This is a genomic window from Clostridium gasigenes (assembly GCF_900104115.1).
Taxonomy (GTDB): Bacteria; Bacillota; Clostridia; order Clostridiales; family Clostridiaceae; genus Clostridium; species Clostridium gasigenes.
In genome coordinates this window covers 47678-65479 of the sequence record NZ_FNJM01000007.1, presented here as the reverse complement: position 1 = coordinate 65479, position 17802 = coordinate 47678, and the positions used below count along the sequence as shown (strand labels likewise).

Sequence of the window (17802 nt, the reverse complement as noted above, 5' to 3'; positions counted from 1 at the left end):
TATAATATTTGACTTGCTATTTTGTTTCATCTCTCTAAATGTGAACTTATTACTTTATTTTTCCCAGCATATTTTGCTTTATACAATAGCTTGTCTGCTGAGTTTATTATTTCTAATAAGTTATTACCATCTTGTGGATAGAAGCTCAACCCAAAACTAGCAGTTATATGTTTAGTAATCCCTTCTCTCTCTACTATGCTAAACTCTACAGCTTTTCTAATTCTCTCTACTCTAGAAAACACCTTATCTTCATCTTCTGCGTCATCTATGTATATTATAATTTCCTCTCCACCATATCTAGCTATTATATCTCCATAACTTAATTTCCCTCTAATTAATGTTGTAGTGTTTATTAAGACTGTATCACCAAATTGATGCCCTAAAGTATCATTAACAGTTTTAAAATCATCTAAATCAATCATTATAATTGCATATTTTTTACTTGCTTCCTTTTCTTCTTTTATTTTATTTTCTATAATTTCAAAGAAAGTCTTTCTATTATATATGCCTATTAGAGGATCAACCTTTGCAGCATTTTTAATTTCCCTATAAAGGATTGAATTCTCTATAGCTATTGCTATTTGATTAGATATAGCGTTCACAAATATTTCGTGATCTCCATTAAAAAAATTGTTATGCGTATGGTCTAAAATTATATATCCTATAAACTTATCTCTTATTTTTATTGGCACTCCCATTCTAGAATGAATTTCTATTCCACTCTTAACAATTTGTTTACATATCATAATTGCCTGATTTGAATTTATTGTGAAAGTTTGATGTTCTTTCATATATTTCTTACATTGCCCTGTTAACCAAGCAGTTCCTTTACCCCCATTAGTAGCTTTAACTACTAATTCATTATCTTCTAATATATATATAGTACAATGTGTTACCCCTAAAATCCCTATTATCATATCATTTATCATCGGAATTAAATTTTCATTACTTAAAAATGAATTAACATAATTACTTACTTCAACAATATTAGAAAGTGCATTTAAACTTTTCTCTAATTTCATATTAGACTCACTTAATTGTTGAATTTTACCTTCAGTTACTTGCTGATACATTTGAAATTCCATCTTAATATCTTTATAATTTAAATCCTCTTCTCCCATAATTAATCCCCTACCTTTAAAAACCAAAATAGTATAAGTACATTTAACTATAACTATTAACCACTTTTCTTATTAATAACATTTATATTTTAATATATTTATATAAAGTAATATTAATACCCCTTTATTAATATTACTTTATTTACCTTTCAATTTCAACATTTTTTTCCATCTCTTTTATTATTAGGGTTTTTTTTTAACGCTGAGGATAATAATAAGTCAAATATTCTTACTATTTACAAACTATTTTTAACTGTTCCACTTCCATCAATCATTAAATTTATGTTTAGGTCTAATTTTGTTTTAGAAAGTGGGTTTTCTATTACTTTATGGGGATATTTTATTTCTATTAATCTCTCAATATTAAATATATCTAAATCTTCGGTTTTATATTTTTCAAATACTTCAGTTAAACGACTCTTTATCTCTTCTTCTTTATTATCCTTTATATAATCTAAAAGATCTTTATCTAATATCAAATTCCCTTGGGCTTCTCCTATAGATACTCTCATATCTATATCTTTTATTAGTTTTATATTTTCACCATCATATTCTATGTCACTTATTGTATTGCTTTCTAAAATTTCTAAAGTTATGAACCCATCTCGAGACTGTGGATTAGCCATTTCTAAAGTTCCTCCCTTTACCTCATTAATTAAGAAGTTATAACTTAAACTATCTTTCGCCTCAATTCTTTTAATTAAAACATTATCTTTCATTATGGCTCCACCATTAATTTCTACTTTTTTATCAAGAACATCCTTTCTTATTTGTATAACACCAAGTATATTAGTATTACTTCCCATTAATGACTCATTTAAATATTCATTAACATTTTCCTCCATGGCCCTTGGGTTATATTTATTTTTATGAGATAAATCATTTAAATATAAACCTAAATATTCTTCATCTCCTGAGGTTATTTCTAGTAAATCTTGTACGTTACCATAATATACAAACATACTAGGCTTTATTTGAAATTGTTGATTATTGTTTATTAAATCCAAATATTTTTTTATACCACCTCTAGCCGCTTTTTCTGTAAATATATAGGCTCTACTTTGGCTATAGTTAATATTAAAACTTGATGCTACACTTATATCCCTTATTGATTCTAATGTTGTTTTTCCAACACCTTTATAAATTATGCGCCTACCTTTATCTGAACTCTCATTTGTGCTCCTGTAAGGCTTTATACAATCAAGGTATACTACTGCATTTCCAAAATCATCAGTATCAAATATAACACTTGTTGCAAATGTTACTTTATTTATATCTTGATAATTAAAACAGCCAGTCAATATTAATGGAATTAGAAGTATTATAAAAACTTTAATTAATTTTTTCATTTTCGTTTACCTCTTCCTATAATATTTTGTGAAATTTTTGTTAGATGGCCTCTAAGAATTATATCCTTAAACTTATATTCTTCTATGCTTCCAACTGGGAAAAGATAAGGATATCCTACTGAGTCTAATTGTGCTATTTGTGTTAATAAAATCATTTGCCCTGCTATAAGACCTGGCAACCCAAAAAGCGCTGCAAATATCACTAGTACCATTGCCCAAAATGATACTGCTCCATAAAGTTTTGGAATTAGGAAATAACTTAAAGTGCTTATTGCAACAATTATTATTGTTACTCTTGATGCAAGCCCAGCTCCTACTGCTGCATCACCTAAAATCAATCCTGCAACTATACTCATAGCTCCGCCAATTGGTTTTGGCATCCTAAGTCCTGCCTCTTTTATTAGTTGGAATGCAAGCATCATTATTATTACTTCTAAAACTGTTGGAAATGGAACACCTGCCCTTGATACCGCTAGTCTAAATATAAATAATGATGGTATCATTGAAAAATGATACGTGATAGTCGCTACGTAAATTCCTGGTGCAAATGCTGCTATAAAAAATGCCACCCATCTTAATATTCTATTTAAATTTGTATAATGTTTATTTAAATAATAATCGTCTGGCATCTGGAAGTTCTCTAAAAAGAAATAAGGAACAGTAATAACAAAAGGTGTTCCATCTACAATTACTCCAACTCTTCCTTCTAATAATTTTGCAGATACTTCATCAGGTTTTTCTGTATATCCTACAGTATCAAAAAAGCTCTCTTGCTTTTTAAGGCTTGCTTCTATATAGTTTGTATCCAATATAAATCTTATATCTAAATTTTTAATTGTTTCTTTTACTTGTTTTATTATTTCCTGTGGTGCAATTCCTTTAATATAAGTTATAGCTACTGCTGTTTGAGTTTTTTCTCCTACTATTAATGTTTCAAATTTTAAATCTGGGTTTTTAATCCTTCTTCTAATTAATGCTACATTATCTACTATAAGTTCATTAAATCCTTCCCTTGGACCCTTTAAAACTGATTCAGTTTCTGGAATTCCAACTCCTCTTCTTGGAAAGTTTTTAGCTTCACAATAAATAATTTCTTCGAAATCATCAAAAACAACTATAGGATCTCCAGATAATACATGAGTAATTGCATCATCTTTATCTTTTGCAATTCCACTTGCATTTAGATCTATAAGTTTTTCAACTACATCATTTGGAGTTTTTACATTACTCTTTGCTCCTTCTATATCTCCATGACCTCTTAATGGAAGAATTACATATTCACTTATTGCATTTGCCCCTGATAAATCATCAATAAATATTAAAGTTGCCTTTCCTAGTACAGTATCAATTCTTCTGTTTTTTACATCAAAAGAATCTTTTAGTCTTTCTTCAATATATTTTAAATCATTCACTTTCTCACCTCATCTAAGAATATTATTCCACAAACGAGGTTTAATATTCACTTTTTTGCTAATACTAGTTATATAAAGCACTTAAAAAAAATAATAGTAGAGTCTGCTATTATTTTCTTTTATAAGGCACTTTAAAAAAATAATTGCCTAGCAAATTATTCTATTATTTTTTTAAAGTTCCTAAAGAGCTGAAATTAATTTATGAGGTGGAAAAAAATGAACAAATTATCTGCAAAACATTTTATATTCTTTATTATTGGAGTGGCTTTTATATCTTTAAAAACCTACCCTTCCATCTTTATTAATTTAGGGGGAAGAGATACTTGGATTTGTGCATTAGTTGCTTCTTTAATTTTTATTCTCTATGTTTATTACATAATTAATATTTGCACCGTTACTAATACATATAATATAAATCATATTTTCAAGTCCTCATTACCTAAACTATTAGGTAATGTATTTTTATTTGTATTTGCTCTTGGATTATTTTTAGCCGCACTAGAAGCTGCAACCGTAGAGGCTAATGCTATACATTCAACTTTCTTTATAGAAACACCGGTATGGTATGTATTAATATTCTTTCTTCTACCATCAGTATTCTTACTTTTAAAAAATATAAGAACACTACTTATATTTATTTTAATTAGTCTTTCATCACTTTTGTGTAATGAAATATTATTTTTTGTTTTAACACAAAAATATAAAAATATAGATTATATGTTACCTGTATTATCTTCTGGCATAACTAAAGATTTTATAATTACTACATTACTTATATTAGGTTCTATGTGTTCTTTTGTAATAGTTCTACCTTTCCTTAAAAATGTAAAAGAAACTAAATCCATAAAAAAACATAGTATTACTGCTGCAATTATTGTTTCTATAATTGTTGTGATTTCAATACTAGAAGTTATTACTTTCTTTGGCCCACTAAGAGGTTCAAACATATTTTATCCAGAATTTATTATGGGTCAAAGAATTGAACTTGCAGGGTTTTTAGAATTCGGAGAATTATTTTTTTTATATCAAACTGTAGTTGGAAGCTTTATAAAGTATATATTGTGTTCCTATGGGATAATGCTTATATATGAAAAATATATTTCATACAAAAAAGTATTCATACTACTATATACTTCAATTATATTTGCACTTGGAACTATAATTGGAAGAAGTAATCTTTTATTATATGATTTATTAAAATACTATCAAATAATTAATCTACTATTATTCTTAGTACTTCCATTAATAATTTTTACTCTTCATTATTTAAAAACAAATAATAAAAAGTCTAAGAGAGCCAAAAGAAAATAACAAGTTAAATATTCTGTGGATGTTGCAAAAGGATTTTTAAAATCATCTTGCAGCATCCTCTTTTTTTTAAAAGGTACATACTTTGATTTTATTGACATAAAAATCCGAAAATTCTATAATGGATATAGTAGTTTTAATAAATTTAAAACTTTACGGAGATTCAAATAAATAAACTAACCTACTTACTTGATATTTTTTTGGATATCTACTAAATCACTATACTAATTATAGTGAAAATGAAAGGAGTGTCTTTTTTGGATAATACTATAGAAAAGAAAAAGGTTATATTTAGCGGAATAAAGCCTTCTGGGGAATTAACCCTTGGAAACTACTTAGGAGCAATAAAAAATTGGGTAACTCTTCAAAATGAATATGAATGTTATTTTTGTATAGCTGATTTACATGCTATAACTGTTAAACAAGAGCCTAAAGATTTAAGAAAAAGAACTTTAGATCTTTTATCAATATATATAGCTTGTGGAATTAACCCAAAAGAAAATACATTGTTTATACAATCCCATGTTCCTGCACACAGTGAGGCTTCATGGTTATTAACATGTTCTACATATATGGGCGAACTTAGTAGAATGACTCAATATAAAGACAAATCCCAAAAATCTGGAGACTCAATCTCAGCAGGGTTATTTAACTATCCAGTTTTAATGGCTGCTGATATACTTTTATATAACTCTGATTTAGTTCCAGTTGGAATAGATCAAAGACAACATCTAGAACTTGCTCGTGATATTGCAAATAGATTTAACAATACTTATAGCGATACATTTGTAATTCCAGAAGGATATACACCAAAAGAAGGTGCTAAAATAATGGATTTACAAAATCCTAGCAAAAAGATGTCTAAATCAGAAGAAAATCCTAACTGCTATATACTTATAATGGATAAACCAGAGGTTATAAGAAAGAAAATTTCAAGAGCAGTTACTGATAGCATAGGTGTAGTAAACTATACAGATGAACAACCAGGTGTTAAAAACCTAATTAATATAATTTGCGCTATAAAGGGTGTTTCTCCAGAAGAAGTTGTTGAAAGCTTTATAGGAAAAGGATATGCAGACTTTAAAAGTGAGGTTGCAACAATAATAGTTAATGAGTTATCCCCTGTTCAGGAAAAAATTAATGAACTTCTAGGTGATAAAAAACAACTTGAAGAAATATATAAAGAAGGAGCAGCAAAAGCTTCTTACACTGCAAATAAAACTCTAAGAAAAATGCAAAAGAAAATAGGATTAATTCCACGCTAATTAAAAGGCATTAAGTAATTATTTATTACTTAATGCCTTTTAATTATCTATATTAGTAAAAACACTTATTTATTTTTACTATTTATCTTTTCATATAACTTATTTATATCATTAAATATAGTATTAGATTCAAAATTTTCCCTAGCAAATTTTTTACCTTTTCTACCCATTTCAATTCTTAGATCCTCATTTATAATTAACTTTTCTAAACATTCTACTAATGAATTAACATCTTTCTTTTTACACATTAGCGATGTTTGTCCTATTATAGTAGTTTCTTCAAAAGCCTCTATATCCGATACTACTACAGGAATTCCACAAGCCTGTGCTTCTAGAACTGTAACCCCAAAACTCTCAGATAAGGATGGCACTGCTGCTATATGCATTTTATTATAAAATTCTCCTATTTTCTCTAATGGCATTGTTCCTAGGAACTTAATTTTCTTTTCTAAACCTAATTTTATAACTAAATCTTTTAATATTTTTTCTTGTGTTCCTTTTCCTATTATATATAAATTTATTTTTTTCTCTGGATATTTATTAACTATAACATTAAATGAATTTATTAAATAATCGATTCCATAAACTTTTTCTAAAGACTTCACTATACCTATGTTTACTTCATCATTACTTCTTTCTTCTTTATCATTAAATATATTAATATCAATTCCAAAAGGGGTAATATAAATATTTTTATTAGTATATTTTTTAGCTTCTCTTGCCATATACTCTGATGTTGAAAAAATCTCATCAGCTTTTTTAAAATTATATTTTAATATACTCTTTTGAATTAAACCTTCTTTAGGAAATAATAATACATCACTTCCCCATAGAGATATAACATATGGATGATAATTGCATAATGCTCCAAATAATCCATAACTAGACGCATAATGAGCATGTAATATATCCGGATTTATTTGTTTAACCAATTTTCTAATTTTTATAATTTTTTTAAGATATCCTATTTTATCTGAACTATTTTCTTTTTGTGATACTGAATTATCTATATCTAAACTGTGAACCGTAACTCCTTCTATTTCTCCAGATCTTAGAGATATAACATGAATTTCATATCCCTTCCCTAAGAAATACTTACACCACTTTTCAGTATGTTGACTCTTTATATCTGCTAAATAGCATATTTTCATCTATCTTCACCATCTCTTATTCTATTAATAATATATCTATTATTATATACTATAACTATAAAAATTTACAATTATTCTTTTCCGAGTTTTAGTTACATTAAAATCAAATATCATACTTAATTTGCTATTTATTTTAATGACTACTACTTCCTTTTAAATACTTAATTAAACAAATTTAATAATATATAATTATATATTATTGACATCAAATCCCCAAAAAACTATAATTAAAATAAACTGTTCCTATGAAAGGTTGTAGACTTATGAATTTATATGGAAAGCTAAATAATATTTTATTATTATTATTCATTTTATTATCTCCTATTCTTCCAACATACGGAAAGATAACTTCAGATTTGATAATTTATATGTTATTATTTTTACAAATTATTGGGTTTATATTTATTAAAGACGAAAGAAATCAAACCATAACAAATTTGAAAAAAATATTAAAGGATAAAATGTTTTTAACTTTAATATTCCTTAATATAATTATGTACACATCTGCTTTTGTAGCATTAGATAAAAGAATTTCTATTACTCACAGTATTCGTTTTAGTTTTTATTTATTTATATTCTATGTAATATCCTATAAAATTACTACTAAAAAAAATATTAAAATAGTTTTGAATACTTTTATTTTCACTTCAGGTCTAATTGGAATAATTACACTTATTCAAGTAATTACTATAAAATTAACAGGTGATAATATAGATCTTTTTCATAGAGTTTCTTCCACTTTGGAAAATCCTAATAATCTAGGAGCTTACAGTATTTTTTCTATATTCATTTGTATAATGCTACTGATAAACTCTAAAGAAAGAGTTTCAAAAAATATATATGGAAGCCTTGTTATTCTTCTATTATGTAATATAATAATATCACAATCTAGAAATGCCTTATTAGCCCTTATTTTGGGTGTTTTACTTATTTCTATATTATATGATAAGAGATATATTATTTTTTCTGCTATACTCCCTATAATTCTTTTTATAATACCTCAAAGCAGAGTAAGACTTTTAGGTATATTTGATTTTTCTCAAAATAGCTCTAGAATTAAGATATGGAAAATAACAGAAATAATGATTAAAAACAAAAATGAACTATTTGGTATAGGTTATGAAAATTTCGGATTAAATTATCCAATCTATGTAAACAGTAATCAGACTTATTTTGTAAGAGAAAGTTTACAAGCTGTTCATCCACATAATATTTTTCTTAAGTTCCAGGTTGAACTTGGGATTTTTGGAACCATTGCTTTTATTGCTTTTCTTATAGTATCAATGTTTACACTTTATAAACTTATAAATTCAACTAATGATAAGTTTAGCAAATCAATTTTCATTGGTATAACTATAAGCTTTTTAGTTTTTCAATTTATGAATTTAATAGATAGTTACTACGGTTCCCCTAAAGTAATAATTTCAATGTTTATTATTTTAGGAATTGCCAATAGTTATAAACATATAAAAAAATCTAACTACTACTCAGCATTATAAATTTAGAGATATGAAACTAACTAATCTATTTTTTAAGATGCCTTTAATTGTTAATATAATAAAACCTATGTTATGATTTCATAACATAGGTTTTATTTTTTCATATACCTAGGGATATTAAATAAACTTATTTATTTTCCCAAGGTTTTGAATTTAAATATTCTATAAACGGTTCTCTTAACTCTTCTCTCTTCATTGCATACTCAACAGTCGCTTCTAAGAATCCAAGCTTATCTCCAACATCATATCTTCTGCCTTCAAAGTTATAGGCATACATTGCCTCATTTGATATCAACGTTTTTAAAGCATCAGTTAATTGAATTTCTCCACCTTTTCCTGGCTTGGTATGTTCTAATATATCAAATATTTGTGGTGTTATTATATATCTTCCTAAAATTGCTACATTACTTGGCGCATCTTCAAGTGATGGCTTTTCAACTAAATCCTTTACTTTATAAACTCTATCTTCTATATGAATTCCATCAACTATTCCATATTTATTAACATCTGTAGCTGGTACCGTTTGTACTCCTAGTATAGAAGTCTTATATTCACTAAAGCAATCAATTAACTGTTTTAAACATGGCTTTTCACTATCAACGATATCATCACCTAGCAATACTGCAAAAGGCTCATTGCCAACAAATGCCTTAGCACAATAAATAGCATGACCAAGCCCCTTAGGTTCCTTCTGTCTTATATAATGAATATCTACCATATCTGATATATCTTTAACTAATTCTAATAAGTCTTCCTTACCACTTTTAGCTAATTCCATTTCTAGTTCTATTGATTTATCGAAATGATCTTCAATACATTTTTTATTTCTTCCTGTAATAATTAGAATTTCTTCAATTCCTGATGCTATAGCTTCCTCTATTATGTACTGTATAGTTGGTTTATCAACTATAGGCAACATTTCCTTAGGTTGAGCTTTAGTCGCTGGTAAAAACCTTGTACCAAGGCCAGCTGCTGGTATAATAGCTTTTCTTACTTTCATAAATTTAACTCCTCTCTTCACACTGATTATACATAAGCGATTTTCAAAAAATAACTAGTCAAATTCAGGTCTATTCATTTTGAAAACGCCCTATACATAATATTAATACTTACCTTAATATTACCATAATTAAAAACTTTTTCAATGAAATACTACTTTATAATTATGATTATCTTATTGTTTTTATAAATTCTATATATTTAGTATGATTAATAGCAAAATTACCCGAAACACTCTCTTTATCTTCTAAACTTCTAGTAACAACCGAGCCTAAACTTATACTACATTTTTCACCAATTGTTAACCCATTAGATATTATTGCTCCAAGTCCGATCCAGCAATCTGCTCCAACTATAGTTCTTCCGCCTATAGTAGTATTAGATGCAATTAGATTTCTTTCACCAATTTTAACTCCATGTTCAATATGCACAAAGTTATCAAGCTTTGTATAATCTCCAATTACAGTATTATCCCATGTGTATAAAGCCTTATCAATACAACTATTATATTGAACCTCTACAAATTCGCCTATTTTAACCCCTCCTGTGTGAACAACGTTCATTATAATTCCATCAACCCTTTTATATTCATAACCTTCTCCACCTAAAATACAACCTGCTCTTATAATTGAATTATCCCCAATTATAGTATTCTCTCTAATAACTACAAACTCTTCTATCTTAACATTATTCCCTATTATCACATTTTTATCACTTATTGATGCCAATTTACTTATTAAGCAATTTTCACCTATTGTAGTTTCAAATTCTTTTCTAATATAATCATTACTACTTGTTAGTTTATTATGTAATTTAAAATAAGCCATTCTTGGAACGGCTGCAATTAATATTCCATATCTCCCCTTTAACTTTTCTCCAATTTCTTTAGTAGTTATAAGGCAAGTTATATTATCACCTAACCCTTCAATATACTTTTCATTTTCAATAAAAGAAAGTAATTCTTCTTCGCATTTAGAAACTGCTAACCCCATAGATGTAAAATTTCCATCATTTAAAAGTATAGCTCCTTCAATCAATTCACAAATATTGCTTAATTTCATATTAATCAACCCCTAAAACTTTTCTATACTAAGGGAGTTTTTAAGAAATAACTAATCATATTCTTTCAGACCCTTAATTACTAATATTATATCAATAATTAACAACTATTTAAATGTAATAATTTATTGAATAAAATGATGATTCATGTTATTATAATTAATATATTATTTGCTATATTTTTAATAAAATTATATAAATTATATCAATTTGTTATCAATTCAAAATAAAAAGTATTAATTTAGTTCTTTGCAGAATTAACTTAATTTTAATTCTACAAAAAGATGATATCAATTATTATTATTTACAAATTTAGAAAAGAGGTATTTTATGAAAAAATCAACAAAAGACGCAATTGTAATAGGTTTTGCCTTATTCGCTATGTTCTTTGGAGCTGGAAACTTAATTTTCCCAGCATTTCTTGGTAAAACTTTAGGAGCAGAATTCTTTATAGGAATAATAGGTTTTGTAATAACAGGAGTAGGTCTGCCACTTCTTGCAATACTTGCTTGTAGTAAAGGTGATGGTACTTTTGAAACATTAGCCGGCAAAATAAATACTAAGTTTGCAATTATTTGTACAGCTGCACTATTTATTGCAATTGGACCGATGCTTGGTATTCCAAGAACAGCTGCAACAACTTTTGAACTTACAATTCACCCGTTTTTCCCAAGTATTTCACCATTTGTAGCAATGGCAATTTACTTTGCAATAAATATGTTCTTTGTACTTGGAAGCGACTCAATAATAGATGTAATAGGAAAATATTTAACTCCAGCTCTTTTGATTATATTATCAGTAATTATTTTCAAAGGATTTTTCTTCCCAATAGGAGAAATAGTAACTACTAATTCTTCATCCGTATTATCAAAATCCTTACTTGAAGGATATCAAACTATGGATGCACTAGCTGCTCTATTATTTGCAGGAATAGTGACTACATCACTAAAAACAAAAGGCTATAAAACTAAAGAAATGTCCTCAATGATATTAAAATCAAGCTCAGTTGCTGTTTTAGGGCTAGCTTTCGTCTATGGAGGGTTAATGTACATAGGTGCTCAAACAGTTACCTTAGCGCCAGCAGATATCTCAAAAACAGGTTTATTATTATTAATATCTAAATCAATACTTGGTAGCTTGGGCCCTGTAGTAATTGGTATTGCAATGGGACTCGCTTGCTTAACAACTTCAATTGGATTGTTAACAGCTGGTGCTACTTTCTTTGAAAAAATATCAAAAGGTAAATTATCTTATAATTTCAATGCAATATTTTTAGCCTTAATAAGTTTAGGAATAGCTCTATTAGGTGTTGATAAAATAATTGTATTATCTGTACCAATATTAAATGTATTGTATCCAGTTTCAATAACATTAATAGCAACAACATTATTAAGCAAATACTTAAAAAATATTAAAGCTGTTAGACTAGGTGTTTATACTTCATTAATATTTGGAATACTACTTGCTATTCCGGGTTTAAACTTAACATTAATTCCATTAGCTAACATAGGATTTGGTTGGGTAATTCCTACAGTTATTGCTATAATAATTGGATATATAATTCCAAACCATATAAAATAAATAAAAAAGTTCATTCTTTAGTCACTTTCAAAAAAGGAGCTGTTATATAACTAACTAAATAAGTTAGTTATATAACAGCTCCTTTTTCATAGAAAATATAAAAAGACGGATTTAAAAAATCCGTCTTTTTTAGTTTTTAGATATACTATCATATAATTTTATAAGTTTCGCTTCTTCTGTATCCCAACAAAACTTATTTTCAAAAACTCTTCTGTTTTCTTTCCCTTTAGCATTTATTATTTCTTTATTAGTTCTATAATACTCTATAGTTCTAATAATTTCATCAAGATCTAAAGGGTTAACATATGTACCTATATCACCAAATAACCTTGCCCAAAATGGAAAATCTGATAATATTACAGGTAATTCACAAGCCATATATTCAAATACCTTTGTTGGAATAGCCTCTTTATAATTAGGGGTCGGATGTAATATACTCATTCCTAAATCTGCTGCTTTAACATACTTATAGAGCTCCGAAATAGGTAATTTACCGAAGTATCTAGTATATTTATATCCTGCTAACTGAGTGCATTCTTTAAATAATTCTTCCGTTTCCCAGCCCCCTATAACCCATAATTCAACTTTACCCTTAAAGCTTTCAGTTGAGTTAATCATTTCTTTAATACCTCTTATTTTGGTAATGGAACCTATGTATATTATTATAAATTTCCCTTTTGCTTCATTTATAATAATAGGGACTGTTTCATCTATAATATCTTTCATAGCAAAATTTTTAACAACCACAATATTATTATGGTAATCAAGAAACTTCTCCTTGAATTCATCTTGAGTTGTTACAATTGAATCGAATCCTTTAGAATTATTTTTTTCATATTTATTAAAAGCTTTAGATATTAATTTCCTTATTTTCATACTACCTAAATACTTTTTAGAGAGTATTTGTTTAGGCATATCTTCATGCACATCATATATTACTTTTTTACCTATCTTTTTAAGCTTTTTACCTAAAGGAATCAACTCAGGATCATGAAAATGATATATATCAGCATCTACATCTACAGCTTTGTTATAAGCTTCTCTGGTTTTATAAAACATTCTGTAGATCCTATTATTATTTTTACTTAACGGTATAATTTTAACTCCATTAATAATTTTTTCTTTATCAGCCGTTACTATTAACGATACCTCATACCCTGCTTTACTTATGCTACTGCATTGTTTAAATAATATTCTACCATCATTTTCAGGATGTGCTGTGGAAATATGACAAACCTTTTTTTTCATCCAATCACCTATCCTGTTAATTATTTATATAAATTATTTCATATCTGAACTTGAAAAGTTCTCTAACGGAAATTGTACAGGCATTCCTGTTTTTCTTGATTTATATGCAGCTAATATTATTGATAAAGGTACTATTGCATCTTCCCCACTTACATAAGGTTTTCTATCTTCATTAATAGCTTCAATTACATCTTTAAATAAAGGAGTATGACCTTCTCCATATACATTATCTATTTCTACCTGTAAACTTGATTTTACAGAATCCTCATCTTCACCTTCAAATCTCCAAGTTTTCAATTCATTAACTGCTAAACCACCAATTACAGCAGTTCCTTCAGTTCCAAATATACTTAATGTTTCTTCTAAATTTTTAGGAAACACAACTGCACTACCTTCAACAATACCTATTGCTCCATTTTTAAATCTAATTAATATAGCTCCAAAATCTTCACCTTCAATTGGATTTCTAAAAGTATCACATTCAGCATAAACTCTTTCAACTTCTCCACCCATCATCCATTGAAGCAAATCAATATTATGTATACATTGATTCATTAAAGTTCCGCCATCTAAATCCCAAGTTCCTCTCCAAGGCGCTTGAGTATAATAACCCTCATCTCTTCTCCATAAAATCCTTGCTGTTCCATTCATCATTCTGCCAAACTTATTTCCTTCAACAGCTTCTCTTAACTTTTGTATAGGAGCATTAAATCTATTTTGATGAGATACAGATAGTTTAACATTATTCTTTTTAGCTACCTCTATCATTTCATTAGCATCATCAATTGACATAGCCATTGGTTTTTCAACTATACAATGTTTCCCCTTATTCATGCAATAAATAGCTATTTCTGCATGATATCCACTTTCTGTCGCTATAGTTACAACATCAATATCTTCATTTTCTAACATTTCCTTATAATCTTCATAAATTTTAACTTCTAAATTTTCATCTTGCATTTTATTTATATATTCATCTTTTTTAGCTATTGCTCTATCTAATTTAACATCACAAGTAGCTACTAATTGAGAACTATCTCTATTTTTCACAAGTGCTTCAACATTTTTATAAGATATTCTTCCGCATCCGATTAGTGCAAATTTTAGTTTTTTCATCTTAATACCACCTTATATACATTTTATAATAGTTTTTAAAATTAATGATATATCAAATATTATATTGCTTTTTTCAATGTATTCTAAATTTAAGCTTAACTTATCTTGCATTATAACATTTATATAATATTCTTCTGGGTTATCAACTTTTCCTAAAATAGCATTTTCATCTTTATATCTTAAAGATGCCATATCTGTTATTCCAGGTCTTATAGATAATACTTCTTTTTGCTTTTCAGTATATAATGCTACATATTTAGGAACTTCTGGCCTTGGTCCAACCAAGCTCATATCTCCATTCAAAACATTAAACAACTGAGGTAATTCATCTATTTTAAATTTTCTTAAAATAGATCCAACCTTTGTTATTCTAGAATCATCACCTACTGTTATTTGTTTTCCTAACTTTTCAGCATCATTTATCATAGTTCTAAATTTATATATATTAAATTCTTTCTCATCTCTACCAACTCTTTTTTGTAAAAACAATATATTTCCTGATGAACCTATACTAATAATAATGCTTACTATTATAAATATTGGAGATAATATTATTATTCCAATTAAAGACATAATAATATCAAAAATTCTTTTTATAAACTGATTAGTTTTTTTCATTATATATACCTCTATTTAGTATTTTATTTTTATAGACTTTTAAACTTATTAAAATCAAATAAAACAATATGACTTACTTTGTAATAGCAACCTCATTTACTTCTTTAGGTTCTTTATATGTAGGTACTATTTGCTTCATTTTACTTTTAACAATTTCTTCATCATTTTCTAATAATATCTTTCTTAAATCTTCTAACTTAGCTTTCAAAATTTCCATATCGTCAAAAGTTGGCTTACCTATGTGAATTTTATTATGAGTTGTTTCTAGTAAACCTTCTTCACTCATTAATAGCTCCTCATAAAGCTTTTCACCAGGTCTAAGTCCTGTTACTTTAATCTTAATATCCCTATTAGGTTCAAATCCTGATAATTTTATTAAATCTATAGCTAAATCATATATTTTAACAGGTTCACCCATATCTAATACAAATATTTCTCCACCTTTAGCAAACCCACCAGCTTGCAACACAAGTTGAGCAGCTTCTGGTATAAGCATAAAGTATCTAGTTATACTTTTATGTGTAACTGTGACAGGTCCGCCATTCTTTATTTGCTTTTTAAATAATGGAATAACAGAACCGTTGCTTCCAAGTACATTTCCAAACCTAACAGCTACAAATTCTGTTTTACTTACTGAATTAAAGGCTTGGGCAATCATTTCACATAATCTTTTAGTAGCTCCCATAATATTAGTTGGATTAACTGCTTTATCTGTAGATATTATTACAAACTTTTCTACTTTATATTTATCTGCAACTTCTGCTAAGTTAAATGTTCCAAAAACATTATTTTTTATAGCTTCTTTAGGTGAATCTTCCATTAGAGGCACATGTTTATGTGCTGCTGCATGGAATACAACTTGAATTTTATATTTTTCAAATATTTCTTCTAGTCTATCTTTATCTCTTACTGATCCTATTAAAACTTTCATATTTAAATCTGGATAATTAACTTTTAATTCATTTTGTATATCATAGATAGTATTTTCATATATATCAAATAAAATAAGTACTCTAGGTCCAAATGTTACTATTTGCCTACAAAGTTCAGATCCTATTGAACCTCCAGCACCAGTAACTAAAACAACTTTATTATTTAAGTATTCTGAAATACCTCTGCTATCTAATACAACTTGATCTCTACCTAATAAATCTTCTAGTTCTACGTCTTTAATTTTACTAACAGTAGCTTCCCCTGAAATTATTTCATAAATTCCTGGAATTATTTTAACTTTACAATTAGTCCTTTTACAAATTTCAAGAATTTCTTTTTTGTTTTCATTATCTATTGATGGTATAGCTAATATAATTGTATTTATCTCTTTTTCTTGAGCTAATCTTACTATATCTTTGCGACCACCTTCAACTTTTACTCCACTAATACGTTTTCCTTTTTTGTACTCTCTGTCATCTATTAGCAATATAGGGTTTAGTTTTAAATTTCTTCTAGATAACATTTCATTAATTATCATTGTTCCAGCCGATCCTGCTCCTATTATCATAACCCTTTCCTGATCACCTGAATATTTATATGGAAGGTACAACATCATTCTTCTGTAAACTCTATATAATATTCTATACCCAAGTACAAAAATACAAGTTAACATAGTACCAATTACAGACACATTTAGAGGTATTGTAGACCCTAATGTTCTTGTATAAATTATAACAAGACCACCTGCTAGGATTCCGCCACCTACTCCTAAAAGAAACTCATCTGTTCCTGTTAAATGCCAAAGAGAACTATACATTTTAAATGCTGCAAAACATATAATATATATAATAGTTACAATAACTATATCTTCTTGATAAATAGTTGCTATTTCTGTAAACCTATCAAAAAACGTAATATTAATAGCTAATAAATATGCCATATTAACTAAAAAAATATCTATTACAATAAGTATCAAAGTTTTAATTTTATTCATTTTTGCTCCTTCTCTTCTACTGCCTTAGAAGATATAATATATACAATAGTATATTTAATTACTTTAATTATACTACTAAACCCATATTATTGTCTATAAATACAACAATGTGTTATTTCCTCATTTCCTCATTTCCTCATTTCCTCATT

General features: G+C 27.3%; 14 protein-coding genes. 4 read left to right on the top strand and 10 right to left on the bottom strand.

The window, feature by feature from the left end; all coding sequences use genetic code 11:
* Positions 1–26 precede the first annotated feature (26 nt).
* The 3 genes from BLS77_RS12330 to BLS77_RS12320 all read right to left on the bottom strand — a co-directional run bounded on the left by BLS77_RS12330 (position 27) and on the right by BLS77_RS12320 (position 3882).
* Positions 27–1121, bottom strand: coding sequence for a sensor domain-containing diguanylate cyclase (locus BLS77_RS12330; RefSeq protein WP_089970248.1), 1095 nt, complete (start codon positions 1119–1121; stop codon positions 27–29).
* A 236-nt stretch (positions 1122–1357) separates the two neighbouring features.
* A complete protein-coding gene (locus tag BLS77_RS12325) occupies positions 1358–2470 on the bottom strand; it encodes a Ger(x)C family spore germination protein (RefSeq protein WP_089970245.1) in 1113 nt (370 codons plus the stop codon).
* Positions 2467–3882 carry a spore germination protein gene (locus BLS77_RS12320; protein WP_089970242.1) on the bottom strand — a complete coding sequence of 472 codons (1416 nt, stop codon included), beginning with the start codon at positions 3880–3882 and terminating at the stop codon, positions 2467–2469. Before BLS77_RS12320 ends, BLS77_RS12325 begins: the two co-directional genes overlap by 4 nt.
* A gap of 216 nt (positions 3883–4098) precedes the next feature.
* Between BLS77_RS12320 and BLS77_RS12315 the strand changes: the two genes are divergently transcribed.
* Both BLS77_RS12315 and trpS read left to right on the top strand, forming a co-directional pair.
* Positions 4099–5193, top strand: coding sequence for an endospore germination permease (locus BLS77_RS12315; protein ID WP_089970239.1), 1095 nt, complete (start codon positions 4099–4101; stop codon positions 5191–5193).
* A 236-nt stretch (positions 5194–5429) separates the two neighbouring features.
* Positions 5430–6455 carry a tryptophan--tRNA ligase gene (trpS, locus tag BLS77_RS12310; RefSeq protein WP_089970236.1) on the top strand — a complete coding sequence of 342 codons (1026 nt, stop codon included), beginning with the start codon at positions 5430–5432 and terminating at the stop codon, positions 6453–6455.
* A gap of 65 nt (positions 6456–6520) precedes the next feature.
* On the opposite strand, the gene BLS77_RS12305 is transcribed toward trpS, so the two are convergent.
* Positions 6521–7606, bottom strand: a complete 1086-nt coding sequence (locus BLS77_RS12305) for a glycosyltransferase (RefSeq protein ID WP_089970233.1) — start codon at positions 7604–7606, stop codon at positions 6521–6523.
* Between the two features lie 368 nt (positions 7607–7974).
* On the opposite strand from BLS77_RS12305, the gene BLS77_RS12300 reads away from it, so the two are divergent.
* Entirely contained in the window at positions 7975–9105 is a 1131-nt protein-coding gene (locus BLS77_RS12300; protein WP_207648692.1) for an O-antigen ligase family protein, read from the top strand.
* A 127-nt stretch (positions 9106–9232) separates the two neighbouring features.
* Here the strand turns inward: BLS77_RS12300 and galU are convergent, their stop codons facing one another.
* Together galU and BLS77_RS12290 are read right to left on the bottom strand one after the other, a co-directional pair.
* Complete coding sequence (gene galU / locus BLS77_RS12295; protein WP_089970227.1) at positions 9233–10105, bottom strand: UTP--glucose-1-phosphate uridylyltransferase GalU; 873 nt, start codon at positions 10103–10105, stop codon at positions 9233–9235.
* Positions 10106–10274: 169 nt separating this feature from the next.
* A complete protein-coding gene (locus BLS77_RS12290; protein ID WP_089970224.1) occupies positions 10275–11165 on the bottom strand; it encodes a UDP-3-O-(3-hydroxymyristoyl)glucosamine N-acyltransferase in 891 nt (296 codons plus the stop codon).
* A 328-nt stretch (positions 11166–11493) separates the two neighbouring features.
* On the opposite strand from BLS77_RS12290, the gene brnQ reads away from it, so the two are divergent.
* Positions 11494–12744, top strand: a complete 1251-nt coding sequence (gene brnQ, locus BLS77_RS12285) for a branched-chain amino acid transport system II carrier protein (RefSeq protein WP_089970212.1) — start codon at positions 11494–11496, stop codon at positions 12742–12744.
* A gap of 129 nt (positions 12745–12873) precedes the next feature.
* Here the strand turns inward: brnQ and BLS77_RS12280 are convergent, their stop codons facing one another.
* From BLS77_RS12280 to BLS77_RS12265, 4 genes are all read right to left on the bottom strand, one after another.
* Complete coding sequence (locus BLS77_RS12280) at positions 12874–13992, bottom strand: glycosyltransferase (protein WP_089970209.1); 1119 nt, start codon at positions 13990–13992, stop codon at positions 12874–12876.
* Between the two features lie 33 nt (positions 13993–14025).
* Positions 14026–15108 carry a Gfo/Idh/MocA family protein gene (locus BLS77_RS12275; RefSeq protein WP_089970206.1) on the bottom strand — a complete coding sequence of 361 codons (1083 nt, stop codon included), beginning with the start codon at positions 15106–15108 and terminating at the stop codon, positions 14026–14028.
* Positions 15109–15120: 12 nt separating this feature from the next.
* Positions 15121–15726, bottom strand: coding sequence for a sugar transferase (locus BLS77_RS12270; RefSeq protein WP_089970204.1), 606 nt, complete (start codon positions 15724–15726; stop codon positions 15121–15123).
* Positions 15727–15799: 73 nt separating this feature from the next.
* Positions 15800–17653 carry a polysaccharide biosynthesis protein gene (locus tag BLS77_RS12265; protein ID WP_089970202.1) on the bottom strand — a complete coding sequence of 618 codons (1854 nt, stop codon included), beginning with the start codon at positions 17651–17653 and terminating at the stop codon, positions 15800–15802.
* Positions 17654–17802: the final 149 nt, after the last annotated feature.

Coding starts and splice junctions, on each gene's coding strand:
- BLS77_RS12300 (WP_207648692.1), top strand. CDS start 7,975: ATGTTATTATTTTTACAAATTATTGGGTTTATATTTATTAAAGACGAA.
- BLS77_RS12325 (WP_089970245.1), bottom strand. CDS start 2,470: ATGAAAAAATTAATTAAAGTTTTTATAATACTTCTAATTCCATTAATA.
- trpS (WP_089970236.1), top strand. CDS start 5,430: ATGAAAGGAGTGTCTTTTTTGGATAATACTATAGAAAAGAAAAAGGTT.
- brnQ (WP_089970212.1), top strand. CDS start 11,494: ATGAAAAAATCAACAAAAGACGCAATTGTAATAGGTTTTGCCTTATTC.
- BLS77_RS12305 (WP_089970233.1), bottom strand. CDS start 7,606: ATGAAAATATGCTATTTAGCAGATATAAAGAGTCAACATACTGAAAAG.
- BLS77_RS12315 (WP_089970239.1), top strand. CDS start 4,099: ATGAACAAATTATCTGCAAAACATTTTATATTCTTTATTATTGGAGTG.
- BLS77_RS12270 (WP_089970204.1), bottom strand. CDS start 15,726: ATGAAAAAAACTAATCAGTTTATAAAAAGAATTTTTGATATTATTATG.
- galU (WP_089970227.1), bottom strand. CDS start 10,105: ATGAAAGTAAGAAAAGCTATTATACCAGCAGCTGGCCTTGGTACAAGG.
- BLS77_RS12290 (WP_089970224.1), bottom strand. CDS start 11,165: ATGAAATTAAGCAATATTTGTGAATTGATTGAAGGAGCTATACTTTTA.
- BLS77_RS12265 (WP_089970202.1), bottom strand. CDS start 17,653: ATGAATAAAATTAAAACTTTGATACTTATTGTAATAGATATTTTTTTA.
- BLS77_RS12275 (WP_089970206.1), bottom strand. CDS start 15,108: ATGAAAAAACTAAAATTTGCACTAATCGGATGCGGAAGAATATCTTAT.
- BLS77_RS12280 (WP_089970209.1), bottom strand. CDS start 13,992: ATGAAAAAAAAGGTTTGTCATATTTCCACAGCACATCCTGAAAATGAT.
- BLS77_RS12330 (WP_089970248.1), bottom strand. CDS start 1,121: ATGGGAGAAGAGGATTTAAATTATAAAGATATTAAGATGGAATTTCAA.